The 12464-nt window shown below is 72.6% G+C and carries 14 protein-coding genes; 1 reads left to right on the top strand and 13 read right to left on the bottom strand.

Features of this window, described 5'->3' with window-relative positions; all coding sequences use genetic code 11:
• Positions 1-16 precede the first annotated feature (16 nt).
• The 12 genes from yajC to pgsA all read right to left on the bottom strand — a co-directional run bounded on the left by yajC (position 17) and on the right by pgsA (position 9604).
• Positions 17-424, bottom strand: coding sequence for a preprotein translocase subunit YajC (gene yajC, locus ACWDBE_RS18575; protein WP_449789496.1), 408 nt, complete (start codon positions 422-424; stop codon positions 17-19).
• A 260-nt stretch (positions 425-684) separates the two neighbouring features.
• The gene (ruvB, locus tag ACWDBE_RS18570; RefSeq protein ID WP_449789497.1) at positions 685-1755 is read right to left on the bottom strand and encodes a Holliday junction branch migration DNA helicase RuvB; all 1071 of its coding nucleotides are present in this window, start codon (positions 1753-1755) and stop codon (positions 685-687) included.
• A 53-nt stretch (positions 1756-1808) separates the two neighbouring features.
• The gene (gene ruvA / locus ACWDBE_RS18565; RefSeq protein WP_402405106.1) at positions 1809-2420 is read right to left on the bottom strand and encodes a Holliday junction branch migration protein RuvA; all 612 of its coding nucleotides are present in this window, start codon (positions 2418-2420) and stop codon (positions 1809-1811) included.
• Positions 2417-2968, bottom strand: coding sequence for a crossover junction endodeoxyribonuclease RuvC (gene ruvC / locus ACWDBE_RS18560; RefSeq protein ID WP_449789566.1), 552 nt, complete (start codon positions 2966-2968; stop codon positions 2417-2419). The genes ruvA and ruvC overlap by 4 nt, the downstream gene beginning before the upstream one ends.
• 156 nt (positions 2969-3124) lie before the next feature.
• Positions 3125-3883: a YebC/PmpR family DNA-binding transcriptional regulator gene (locus ACWDBE_RS18555; protein ID WP_049651428.1), complete on the bottom strand. Its 759-nt coding sequence runs from the start codon at positions 3881-3883 to the stop codon at positions 3125-3127.
• 78 nt (positions 3884-3961) lie between these two features.
• Positions 3962-4585, bottom strand: a complete 624-nt coding sequence (gene pdxT / locus ACWDBE_RS18550) for a pyridoxal 5'-phosphate synthase glutaminase subunit PdxT (RefSeq protein ID WP_449789498.1) — start codon at positions 4583-4585, stop codon at positions 3962-3964.
• A gap of 96 nt (positions 4586-4681) precedes the next feature.
• Entirely contained in the window at positions 4682-5605 is a 924-nt protein-coding gene (gene pdxS / locus ACWDBE_RS18545) for a pyridoxal 5'-phosphate synthase lyase subunit PdxS (protein WP_449789499.1), read from the bottom strand.
• A 117-nt stretch (positions 5606-5722) separates the two neighbouring features.
• The gene (locus ACWDBE_RS18540; protein ID WP_449789500.1) at positions 5723-6268 is read right to left on the bottom strand and encodes a hypothetical protein; all 546 of its coding nucleotides are present in this window, start codon (positions 6266-6268) and stop codon (positions 5723-5725) included.
• Between the two features lie 29 nt (positions 6269-6297).
• Positions 6298-6666: a 5-carboxymethyl-2-hydroxymuconate Delta-isomerase gene (locus ACWDBE_RS18535; protein WP_449789501.1), complete on the bottom strand. Its 369-nt coding sequence runs from the start codon at positions 6664-6666 to the stop codon at positions 6298-6300.
• A 74-nt stretch (positions 6667-6740) separates the two neighbouring features.
• Positions 6741-7925, bottom strand: a complete 1185-nt coding sequence (locus ACWDBE_RS18530) for a glycosyltransferase family 4 protein (RefSeq protein ID WP_449789502.1) — start codon at positions 7923-7925, stop codon at positions 6741-6743.
• 52 nt (positions 7926-7977) lie between these two features.
• Positions 7978-8940 (bottom strand): phosphatidylinositol mannoside acyltransferase, encoded by a 963-nt coding sequence (locus ACWDBE_RS18525; RefSeq protein ID WP_449808556.1) that lies wholly within the window; start codon positions 8938-8940, stop codon positions 7978-7980.
• 16 nt (positions 8941-8956) lie between these two features.
• Positions 8957-9604, bottom strand: coding sequence for a phosphatidylinositol phosphate synthase (gene pgsA, locus ACWDBE_RS18520; protein WP_449789504.1), 648 nt, complete (start codon positions 9602-9604; stop codon positions 8957-8959).
• A 289-nt stretch (positions 9605-9893) separates the two neighbouring features.
• On the opposite strand from pgsA, the gene ACWDBE_RS18515 reads away from it, so the two are divergent.
• Positions 9894-11942 (top strand): elongation factor G-like protein EF-G2, encoded by a 2049-nt coding sequence (locus ACWDBE_RS18515; protein ID WP_449789505.1) that lies wholly within the window; start codon positions 9894-9896, stop codon positions 11940-11942.
• Between the two features lie 25 nt (positions 11943-11967).
• Here the strand turns inward: ACWDBE_RS18515 and ACWDBE_RS18510 are convergent, their stop codons facing one another.
• Positions 11968-12393 (bottom strand): thiol-disulfide oxidoreductase DCC family protein, encoded by a 426-nt coding sequence (locus tag ACWDBE_RS18510; protein ID WP_449789506.1) that lies wholly within the window; start codon positions 12391-12393, stop codon positions 11968-11970.
• Positions 12394-12464: the final 71 nt, after the last annotated feature.

Genomic DNA, 12464 nt, shown 5'->3' with positions numbered 1-12464 from the left:
GGGTTGCCCGGCCGTACTACTTGCTCTCGGGAGCCCCGCCCTCGGCATCGCCCTTCGCGGCGCTGTCCTTGGTGAGCGTCAGCGGCTTGTCCTCGACCGGCGCGGCGTCGGCGTCCTCGGCCTCCGGCTCGGGCAGCTCGTCATCGGCGGGGCGGCCGTTGATGATCGCGTCGTACTCCTGGGGGTCCAGGACGGCCGCGACGGCGCTCTTGGTGAAGTGGGTGACCACGCCGGGCGCGATCTCCAGCTCGACGGTCTCCTCGTTGACCGCCTTCACCTGGGCGTACAGGCCACCGATGGTGCGCACCCCCGCCCCGGGCTCCAGCGCCGTCTGCATCTGCTGCATCTGCTGCTGGCGCTTCTTCTGCGACCGGAACATGAGCACGATCGCGATGATCGGGAGGAGAAGGATGATGAGGTTCACTGCAGCCAGGGTCCTTTACGGGCCGCCGGCCGGCGGCCTGTGTGGTATTGGTCGGCCCGTCAGGTGAGAGGGGCGGTCCGGCGGAGTCTAGGCGACCCCGAATCGATCGGACAACGCCAAGCATCGCATCCTGCCGCCGAAAGTGGCGACCCTCCGCCTGCACAGTTTCACCGGACTTCGCTCCGGGCCACTCCCCGCGCCACCTCGGGAGCACCGGACGGGAGCCGACCCGCCGATCTCACCCGTTCAGCCGATGGCGGTCAACTTTCGTCGGCGGGGAACAGCTCCGACTGCGCCGGAACACTTCTGCGAGTGGTCTGGACCGGCGGAGTCAGGCCGAGGTGCTGCCAGGCGGCAGCGGTGGCGATCCGACCACGCGGAGTGCGGGCGAGCAGCCCCTCGCGGACCAGGAAGGGCTCGGCGACCTCCTCGACCGTCTCGGACTCCTCCCCCACGGCGACGGCGAGTGTCGACAAACCGACCGGACCGCCGCCGAACAGCCGCAGCAGCGCGTCCAGCACCGCGCGGTCCAGCCGGTCCAGCCCGCGGGCGTCCACCTCGTAGACGTCCAGCGCCTGGGCGGCGATCTCGGCGTTGACCAGGCCGTCGTGCCGGACCTGGGCGTAGTCGCGGACCCGGCGCAGCAGCCGGTTGGCGATGCGCGGGGTGCCCCGCGAGCGCCCGGCGATCTCGGCCGCACCGGCCGGGTCTATCTCCACGTCCAGCAGCGCGGCCGAGCGGTGCACCACCCGCTGGAGCTCGGCCGGGGCGTAGAACTCCATGTGCCCGGTGAAGCCGAAGCGGTCGCGCAGCGGCGGCGGCAGCAGGCCGGCCCTGGTGGTGGCGCCGACCAGGGTGAAGGGCGGCAGCTCCAGCGGGATGGCGGTGGCGCCCGGTCCCTTGCCGACGATCACGTCGACCCGGAAGTCCTCCATCGCCATGTAGAGCATCTCCTCGGCCGGCCGGGACATCCGGTGGATCTCGTCGAGGAAGAGCACCTCGCCCTCGGTGAGCGAGGAGAGGATCGCCGCGAGGTCACCCGCGTGCTGGATGGCCGGGCCGGAGGTGATCCGGATCGGGGCGCCCAGCTCGGCGGCGATGATCATGGACAGGGTGGTCTTGCCGAGCCCGGGCGGGCCGCTCAGCAGCACGTGGTCGGGCGCGCTGCCGCGCTTGCGGGCGGCCTGGAGCACCAGCGACAGCTGCTCGCGCACCCGCTCCTGGCCGATGAACTCGTCCAGCAGCTTGGGGCGCAGCGCCGCCTCCACCGCCTGGTCCTCGCCGTCGGCGGCGGCCGTGACCAGCCGGTCGGCGGGTTCCGAGTCGTACATCCTCGCGGGCTCCAGAGTCTCCAGTGTCGACAAGCAGACAGATCGTCAGGTGATCAGCGGGCGCGGTTGAGGCCGCGCAGGGCGAGCCTGAGCAGGGCGCCGACGTCCGGCGTCGGCTGCGCCTCGGCCTCCGGGGTGACGGCGGCGACCGCCTCGTCCGCCTCGCGCGGGGCGTAGCCGAGGCCGGTCAGCGCGGAGTGCAGCTGCTCGCTCCACGGCGCCGGACCGGCGGCGATCGGCTTCTGGGCGGGGACGGCGCCGTGCGGTGCGCCGAGCTTGTCCTTGTACTCCAGCAGCAGCTTGGCCGCCTTGGCCTTGCCGATGCCCGGCACGGCGACCAGCGCCTTCTCGTCGCCGGCCGCGATGGCGGCGCGCAGCGCGTCGGGGCTGTGCACGCCGAGGATCGCCTGCGCCAGCTTGGGGCCGACACCGGGCGCCGCCTGGAGGATCTCGAACACGGCGCGCTCGTCGTCGTCCGCGAAGCCGAACAGCGTCAGCGAGTCCTCCCGGACCACCAGGGAGGTGGCCAGCCGGACCGGCTCGCCCAGCCGCAGCCCGGCCAGGGTGTTCGGGGTGCACTGCACGGCCATGCCGACGCCGCCCACCTCGACGACCGCGATCCCGGAGGAGACGGCCGCCACGGGCCCTTGCACGAAGGCGATCATCGAACGGTGCCTTTCGAAGGAGTGGAGCGGGGGGTGGTGCGGGCGGCCCGGACCGCGGCCTCCAGCCGGTTGCTCGCCCCGCCGCGCCAGATGTGGCAGATGGCCAGCGCCAGCGCGTCGGCGGCGTCGGCGGGCTTGGGCGGCGCGTCCAGCCGCAGCAGGCGCTGCACCATGGCGGTGACCTGCGCCTTCTCTGCCCGGCCCGAGCCGGTGACGGCGGCCTTGACCTCACTGGGGGTGTGCAGGGTGACGGGTATGCCGCGCCGGGTGGCGCAGAGCATCGCGACCGCGCTGGCCTGGGCGGTGCCCATCACGGTGCGGACGTTGTGCTGGGCGAAGACCCGCTCGACGGCGACCAGGTCCGGCCGGTGCTCGTCCAGCCAGGCCTCCAGGCCCTGCTCGATCTGGAGCAGCCGCTGCCCGATCTCCGCCTCGGCGGGGGTGCGCACCACGCCGACGCCGGCCATCCGCAGCGGCCGGCCCGGCGCGCCCTCGACCACGCCGACTCCGCACCTGGTCAGCCCCGGGTCCACGCCCAGTACCCGCACCACTCGCCCCGACTCCCTGCCACTCGCCACTCGAAGGACCCCCGCAGGCTACCGCCCGGGTCCGACAACCCGACCGACGACACCGGCCCGGTGGTCCAGGGACCACCGGGCCGGGCAGTGAGAACGGTCACTCGCCGTCGATCGATCGATGCCGTGTCACTCGGCGTCGAGCTGCGCACCGACCTCGTCGGAGATGTCGAAGTTGGCGAAGACGTTCTGCACGTCGTCGCTGTCCTCGAGCGCGTCGATCAGCTTCAGGATCTTGCGGGCGCCGTCGACGTCCAGCTCGACCTGCATGCTGGGCAGGAAGTTCGCCTCGGCCGAGTCGTAGTCGACGCCGGCGTCGACCAGCGCGGTGCGCACGGCGACCATCTTCGAGGCCTCGGAGACGATCTCGAACGAGTCGCCGAGGTCGTTGATCTCCTCGGGCTCCTGGTCCAGGACGACCTCGAACAGCTTGTCCTCGTCCACGCCGTCGGCCTTGGGGACGATGACGACACCCTTGCGGGTGAACAGGTACGACACCGAGCCCGGGTCGGCCATCGAGCCGCCGTTGCGGGTCATCGCGACGCGCACGTCGGAGGCGGCGCGGTTGCGGTTGTCGGTGAGGCACTCGATCAGGACCGCGACGCCGTTCGGGCCGTAGCCCTCGTACATGATGGTCTGGTAGTCGGCGCCGCCGGCCTCCAGGCCGCCACCGCGCTTGACGGCGCGGTTGATGTTGTCGATCGGGACCGAGCTCTTCTTCGCCTTCTGGATGGCGTCGTAGAGCGTCGGGTTGCCCGCCGGGTCGGGGCCGCCGGTGCGCGCCGCCACCTCGATGTTCTTGATCATCTTGGCGAAGAGCTTGCCGCGCTTGGCGTCGATCACGGCCTTCTTGTGCTTGGTGGTAGCCCACTTAGAGTGGCCGGACATCGCCAGCTCCTTTACGTCGCCAAAGGGAAATGAACAGATGAGATCTTACCGGTGTCGCCACCGGTGAGACGCACACGGTCAGCGCGCGGCCGCGGAGAGGTGCTCCTCGACCATCCGCACGAAGTACGCGTGCACCCGGTGGTCGCCGGTCAGCTCCGGGTGGAAGGAGGTGGCCAGCAGGTTGCCCTGGCGGACCGCCACGATCCGGCTGTCCGGGCCGTCCGCGGCGGGCAGCTCGGCCAGGACCCTGACGCCCGTGCCGACCGACTCGACCCAGGGGGCGCGGATGAAGACGCCGTGCACCGGCGCGTCGTCCAGGCCGGCGAAGTCGATCCCGGACTCGAAGGACTCGTTCTGACGGCCGAAGGCGTTGCGGCGCACCGTCATGTCGATGCCACCGACGGTCTCCTGGTCCTCGCGGCCGTCCAGGATCTTGTCCGCCAGCATGATCATGCCCGCGCAGGTGCCGTAGACCGGCATCCCGGCGGCGACCCGCTCGCGCAGCGGCTCCATCACGCCGAACAGCAGGGCCAGCTTGGACATGGTGGTGGATTCCCCGCCGGGGATCACCAGCGCGTCGACCTCGGCCAGCTCCTCGGCGCGGCGCACCGGACGGGCGAGCGCGTCGGCCTCGGCCAGCGCCACCAGGTGCTCGCGGACGTCGCCCTGGAGGGCGAGGACGCCGATGACAGGAGTGCTCACGGTCTTCAACCTCTATCGATCGTTACGACGGACTACGTGGCGCGGCCCGCCGCGCACCGAGGCGCTGCGGCGGGCCGGCCCGGAAACTGCCGGTGACTACCAGCCGCGGTTGGCGTAGCGCTCGGTCTCCGGCAGGGTGTCGCAGTTGATGCCGACCATGGCCTCGCCCAGGTTGCGGGAGGCGTCCGCGATGACCTTCGGGTCGTCGAAGAACGTGGTGGCCTTGACGATGGCGGCGGCGCGCTTGGCCGGGTCGCCCGACTTGAAGATGCCGGAGCCGACGAAGACGCCCTCGGCGCCCAGCTGGCGCATCAGCGCGGCGTCGGCCGGGGTGGCCACGCCACCGGCGGAGAACAGCACGACCGGCAGCTTGCCGAGCTCGGCGACCTCCTTGACCAGCTCGTACGGGGCGCGCAGCTCCTTGGCGGCGGCGTACAGCTCGTTGTTGTCCAGGGCGCGCAGGTGGCCGATCTCGTTCTTGATCTGGCGCAGGTGGCGGACGGCCTCGACGACGTTGCCGGTGCCGGCCTCGCCCTTCGAGCGGATCATGGCCGCGCCCTCGGCGATGCGGCGCAGGGCCTCGCCCAGGTTGGTGGCGCCGCAGACGAAGGGGGTGGTGAAGGCCCACTTGTCCGAGTGGTTGACCTCGTCGGCCGGGGTCAGGACCTCGGACTCGTCGATGTAGTCGACGCCCAGCGACTGGAGCACCTGCGCCTCGACGAAGTGGCCGATGCGGGACTTGGCCATCACCGGGATGGAGACCGCCTCGATGATCTCCTCGATCATGTTCGGGTCGGACATGCGAGCCACGCCGCCGTCCTTGCGGATGTCCGCCGGGACCCGCTCCAGGGCCATGACGGCGACCGCGCCGGCGTCCTCGGCGATCTTGGCCTGCTCGGCGTTGACCACGTCCATGATCACACCGCCCTTGAGCTGCTCGGCCATGCCGCGCTTCACGCGGGCGGTGCCGATCTGCGGCTGGTCTGCGGTGGTGGGGGTGGTGGACACGTGAGACCTCACTCGAAGATGAATCAGTGCTATCGCCCTATGGTAGGCAGAACGGGTGACGCCTCCATGCGCCACCAAGTCCAGCCCGGACGACGGGACACGACAATCAGGCCGTATCCGGGGGACACCCTAAGCGGGCGCTCCTTCGGGCGTGAGAGCGGGCGGCGGAGCGTCGTCCATCTCGAACGCCAGTGGGAACGGCGCCTTCCCCGCCAGCCGGAAGTACCGCACCAGACGGTGCTCGCGCACCGCCCGCGCCGCCCGCACCGCGTCGTTGTGGAACCGACGGGCCATCGGCACCCGCCGCACCGCGGCCGTCAGGTCACGAACCGCGTCCCCACCGCCCGGCTCGGCCATCAGCGCCGCCATCTGCTCCGGCTCCTCGAACACCGCCCGCAGCGCCAGGCTCAACTGGCTCTCCGCCACCTCGCGCTGCTCGTCCTCGGCCTGCCGGGCCGCGTGCGCCGCGTCCAACAGCAGCAGCGAGGCCGCCGGATCCAGCAGCGAGGACGTCGCCAGCTCCATCGCCACCGACGCCCGGCGCACGAGCTGCGCGTCCAGCGCCGCCCGCGCGGCGTCGATCCGGGCGTGCAACCGGTCCAGCCGACCGGCCGTCCAACTCAGGTACATGCCGAACAGCACCACGGCCACGCCGGCCCAGATCCAGGTAGTCACGGGCCGCTACGTTACCGGGTGTCACCGGTTCAGCCCCGGGCGGTCGCGTTCCGGTAGCTCTCACGGTCGATGTCCGCGATGTTCACCGCCGTGAACAGCCGGGTGCCCGGCTTCGGCCGGACGTACTGCGCCAGCAGCGCCAGCACGCCCTCGCTCAGCGCGGCCTTCGCCTCCGGCGTACGGCCGGGGAAGATCTGGAACTCCACGAACACCTGGGTGTCGGCGGCCGCCCCGCCGGTGCCCACCACCAGCACCTCGCTCTGCCGGAACACCGTCTTGCAGGACTCCGGCTTCGCGTCGATCGTCGCCTCCGCCAGCCGGTTGATCGCCAGGCCCAGGCCCCGGCGGTCGAAGGTGCCGGCCAGGTCGGCCGAGTAGTCGACGGAGATCTGCGGCATCGTCGCCCCCGTGGATCGCAGTGGTACGGACGCCCGACCCTAACCCCACCGACACCCGGACCCGTCCGCGGGGATCAGTCCCGTGCCAGCCCGAACCGGCCGCGCCTACCGCTGCGCACGTCCTCCTCGACCACCGCCGCCTCGCCGGCCGTCACCGTCTCGTACACCGCCAGGATGTCCGCGCCCACCGTCGACCAGTCGAACCGCCGCACGTGCCGCGACGCCGCCTCCCGCAGCTCCTCCAGCCGCGCCGGATCACCCAGCAGCCGCAGCGCCGTACGGGCCAGCGCGTCCGCGTCCTCCACCGGGAACAGCTCCCCCGCGTCCCCGCCGTCCAGCACCTGCTTGAACGCGTCCAGGTCGCTCGCCAGCACCGGCGCGCCCGCCGACATCGCCTCGACCAGGATGATCCCGAAGCTCTCGCCACCGGTGTTCGGTGCCACGTACAGGTCCACGCTGCGCAGCAGCCGCGCCTTGTCCCGGTCGCTCACCATGCCGAGGAACTCCACCTGCGCGCGCACCTCGGGCGCCAGGCCCGCGACGGCCTCCTCCTCGTCGCCCTTGCCCGCCACCAGCAGCCGCACCCCCGGCCGCTCCGCCAGGATCCTCGGCAGCGCCGCCAGCAGCGTCGGCAGGCCCTTGCGCGGCTCGTTGATCCGGCCGATGAAGCCGATCGTGCCCGGCTCCCCCTTCGCCGCGCCGCCGGTCCAGCGCTCGTCCGGCTCCGCCTCCGCGAAGAAACCCACGTCCACGCCGTTCGGGATCACCACCGCGTCCCCGCCCAGGTGTTCCACCAGCGTCCGCCGGGCGTACTCCGACACCGCGATCCGGGCCCGCATCTTCTCCAGCCCCGGCTGGAGGATCGGCGAGGCCGCGATCATCACCCGCGACCGCGGATTGGACGTGTGGAACGTCCCCACCATCGGCCCGGTCGCCGACCACGCGGCCAGCATCGACAGGCTCGGCGCGGCCGGCTCGTGCACGTGCAGGATGTCGAACCGCCCGTCGTGCAGCCAGCGCCGCACCCGCGCCGCCGACAGGATCCCGAAGCTCAGCCGCGCCACCGACCCGTTGTACGGCACCGCCACCGACCGCCCCGCCGGGACCACGTACGGCGGCAGCGCCTCGTCGTCCTCGGCCGGCGCCAGCACCGACACCTCGTGCCCCAGACCGATCAGGTGCTCGGCCAGGTCCCGGATGTGGAACTGCACCCCACCGGGGACGTCCCAGTCGTACGGGCAGACGATGCCGATCTTCACGGGTTCCTCAAGCTCCTTCGGACGGTCGTGCGGGCGGGGACGGCGGGACGGCTCAGGACCCGGAGGCCTCGGCCGCGGGCTCCGCGGCCGCCTCCACACGCTCCACGGACGCCGCCTTCACCGTCTCACGGACCGGCAGGTCGGCGAGCCAGAACCTCTGCAGCATGTGCCAGTCCTGCGGGTGCTCGCGGATGCCCCGCTCCCACACCTGCGCCATCGCCTGGGTCATCGCCCGGGTGCGCTCCTTGCGGTCGCCCTCCTCGGGCACCGGTACCTCCGGGTGGATCCGCGCCCGCAGCACCGGGCCGTCGTACCAGAGCGTCACCGGCAGCAGCGCCGCCCCGGTCCGCTGGCACAGCGCCGCGGGACCGGCCGGCATCCGGGTCTCCTCACCGAAGAACGACACCCCGATGCCCGCCTCCGACAGGTCCCGGTCCCCGACCAGGCAGACCAGCCGGCCCTCGCGCAGCCGCCGCGCCAGGGTCCCGATCACGTTCACCGAACCACCGGTCAGCGCCAGGACCTCCATGCCCAGGCCCTCCCGGAACGCCACGAACCGGTCGAACAGCCGCTCCGGCTTCAACCGCTCCGCGACCGTGGTGAACGGATAGCCCTGCTGCGCCACCCAGGCCCCCGCGAGGTCCCAGTTGCCCATGTGCGGCAGCGCTATCAGCGCGCCCCGCCCGGCCTCCAGCTGCGCCCGCAGGTGCTCGAAGCCCTCCACCTGGACGTCCCTGGCCACCCGCTCCCGGCTCCACACCGGCAGCCGGAACGACTCCATCCAGTACCGCATGTACGAGCGCATCCCCGCCCGGGACAGCTCCCGCAGCGCGGCCCCGTCCAGCCCGGGACGGACCCGGCGCAGATTCGCCTCCAACTGCAGCACCCGCCGGCCGCGCTTGCGCCACGCGTAGTCCGCCAGCCGGTCGAACAGCCCCCGGGCCACCCGCTCCGGCAGGTGCTTCAACAGCCCCCACCCCAGCGCGTACGCCCAGTACACCAGTCGGTCCGTCACCGCAGGACGCCCCCCATCAGCTCCCGGCCGCCGCTCGGTCGGCCTCGAACGCCTCCCGGCGCACCGTCAGCATCCGCTGGAACACCGTCACCAGGCTCCCCGCCGCCACCAGCCACAGCGCCACCGGCAGCAGCCACTCCACGTACGGCACACCGAACTTGTGCAGACCCGCGACCCCGGCCGCCACCAGGCTGGCCACCAGCCGCTCGGCCCGCTCCACCAGCCCGGACACGTCACACGGCAGGCCCTGGCTCTCCGCCCGCGCCTTCGTGTACGACACCACCAGACCGCTCGCCAGGCAGAAGATCGCCACCGCGCAGAGCAGGTCGTCGTCCCCCTTGCCCGCGTACCACATCGCCAGACCGCCGAAGATCGCCGCATCGGCGACCCGGTCCAGGGTGGAGTCGAGGAACGCCCCCCACTTCGTGCTCCGGCCCAGCTGGCGGGCCATGTTCCCGTCCACCAGGTCCGAGAAGATGAACACCGTGATCGTGATGGTGCCCCAGAAGAACTCCCCACGGGGGAAGAACACCAGCGCACCGGCCACCGAACCGGCGGTACCGATCAGCGTCACCGCGTCCGGGCTCACGCCCAGGCGGATCAGGAACGCGGCGAACGGGGTCAGGACACGTGTGAAGAAGCCACGCGCGTATTTGTTGAGCATGGCCTTCCCAGCCGCTCCGATCTCCCAGATACCCGCCTGGCGCAGCACGCGCGGCAGACGGCCGGGCGGATCAGCCCGTCCGGCGCACCCATCGTAGCCACGCCGAGGACACGCTCCGGCGCACGCACCGCCGGACGCCACCCCCGCCCACCGCACGCACACGTCCGGTCACCGGCCGGCCGTACGGCACCCGCCCGTCCGCACCCGACCGGCCGTACGGCACGCGCCACCGGCGACACCCGCCCCTAGACTGCGAAGGACAGCCTCGGCGCCACGGGAGGAGACCCCGATGCCCGACCGCAGCACGGCACGAGCCGGCCAGGCACCCGCCGTCACCGGCCCGAAGGACCTGCGCAACGTCGTCCTCATCGGCCCCAGTGGTGTGGGCAAGACCACCCTCGCCGAATCGCTCGCGCTCGCCGCCGGCGCCACCGGCCGTGCCGGCCGCGTCACCGACGGCACCACCGTCTCCGACCACGAGGACATCGAGCACCAGCAGCAGCGCTCCGTCCAGCTCTCGCTCCTCCCCCTCGAGTGGAAGGGCGTCAAGATCAACCTGATCGACCCGCCCGGCCACCCCGACTTCACCGCCGACCTGCGCGCCGCCCTGCACGCCGCCGACGCCGCCGTCTTCGTCGTCTCCGCCACCGACCCGGTCACCGCCCCCACCCGCGCCCTGTGGCGCGAATGCGCCGCCGAGGGCATCCCCCGCGCCATCGCCGTCGCCAAACTCGACCTCGCCCGCACCGGCTTCGACGACATCCTCACCGCCTGCCACGACGCCTTCGAACTGGGCCCCGACACCCTCCGCCCGCTCTTCCTGCCCGTCCACCACGACGGACACCCCGACGGCAGCGTCGACCTCCTCACCGGCGACACCTACGGCGCCGCCGACCCCCTGCCCGACACCGCCCCCGCCCACGACAGCCTCGTCGAAGCCATCTCCGGCCAGGACGACACCCTCATGGAGCGCTACCTCTCCGGCGACCCCCTCGACACCGACTCCCTCGAGGCCGGCCTGCGGCGCGAAGTCCTCTCCTGCGCCCTCCACCCCGCCGTCCCCACCAGCGAGAACGGACTCGGCGCAGCCGAACTCCTCGACCTCATCGCCCACACCTTCCCCGACCCCACCGAACGCACCCGCCCCGCCCCCGCGTGCGACCCCGACGCCCCGCTCGCCGCCCAGGTCGTCCGCGTCACCGGCGACGCCTACGTCGGCCGGATCAGCCTGCTGCGCCTCTACGCCGGCACCCTGCGCCCCGACACCAGGATCCACCTCGTCGGCCCCGCCCACACCGCCGACCAGGACGGCGACGAACGGGTCACCGCCCTCACCAGCCCCTTCGGCAAACTCCAGCGCCCCGTCCCGCACGCCGTCGCCGGCGACCTCGTCTGCGCCGCCAAACTCACCACCGCCCGCGCCGGCGACACCATCCACGACCCCGGCCACCCCGTCGACCTCGAGGGCTGGCGCCTCCCCGAGCCGCTGCTGCCGATCGCCATCGAAGCCCACAGCAAGGCCGACGACGACAAGCTCTCCCAGGCCCTCGCCCGCCTCACCGCCGAAGACCCGGCCCTACGCCTGGAACAGAGCCCCGACACCCACCAGCTCGTCCTCTGGTGCACCGGCGAAGCCCACGCCGACGTCGTCCTCGACCGCCTCCGCACCCGCCACGGCGTCCACGTCGACACCGTCGAGCCCAAGGTCGCCCTGCGCGAGACCTTCGGCACCGCCGCCGCCGGCCACGGCCGCCTGGTCAAGCAGTCCGGCGGCCACGGCCAGTACGCCATCTGCGACCTCGAGGTCGAACCCCTCCCGGCCGGCTCCGGCTTCGAGTTCCAGGAACACGTCGTCGGCGGCGCCGTCCCCAAGCACTTCATCCCCTCCGTCGAGAAGGGCGTCCGCGCCCAGCTCGCCAAGGGCGTCACCACGGGCTACCCGCTCGTCGACGTCCGGGTCACCCTCACCGACGGCAAGGCCCACTCCGTCGACTCCTCCGACGCGTCCTTCCAGAACGCCGCCGCCCTCGCCCTGCGGGACGCCGCCGAGCACGCCGTCATCCGCCTGCTCGAACCCGTCGCCGCCGTCAGCGTCCTGCTGCCCGACGACTACCTCGGCGCCGTCCTCGGCGACCTCTCCGCCCGGCGCGGCCGCGTCCTCGGCACCGAGACCGGCGGCACCGGGCTCACCCTGCTGCGCGCCGAGGTCCCCGAACTCGAACTCGTCCGCTACCCGATCGACCTGCGCTCGCTCACCCACGGCACCGCCGAGTTCTCCCGCGCCTACCTGCGCCACGAACCCATGCCCGCCGCCCTGGCCGAGCGCTACACCGACTGACGACCGCCCCCGCGGTCCGACGGCCCTACGGCTGGGCGGGCTTCCGGACCGGCAGCGCGCAGGCCGCCGTACCCCCCGGCATCCGGTGCCGGTTGCGCGCCACCCAGCGGTACGCCAGGCCCGCCAGCGGCCGCACCGGCGCCGCCGTCAACACGGCGCCCAGATACGCCCACGCCCCGCCGGAGCGCATCAGCAGCCGCGCAACCGCCTGCGCGCCCCCGTACACCCGACCGGTCGGCGTCACCCAGAGCACCTCGCGCTCCGCCCGCTCGGCCGACACCTCGCCCCGGCCGCCGGCGAGCCCGTCCAGCCCCGCCAGGTCCGCGAACTGGAACGGCACCGCCTCCCAGCCCCCCGAGGCCAGCGTCTGCCGCAGGTACCGCTCCGCCCAGCGCACGCAGGACGAACAGAACGAACAGTCCCCGTCGAAGACCAGCACCGGATCCTTCACGGCCGTTCCCCTTCCCTTGCTCCACCGTCCATCCTGCCCCACCGCCACCAGGGGCACCCCGGCGGGTATCG

The organism is Kitasatospora sp. NPDC001132 (assembly GCF_053598415.1).
The sequence above is the reverse complement of the archived record's forward strand: the minus strand, read 5'-3'. Positions and strand labels throughout refer to the sequence as shown.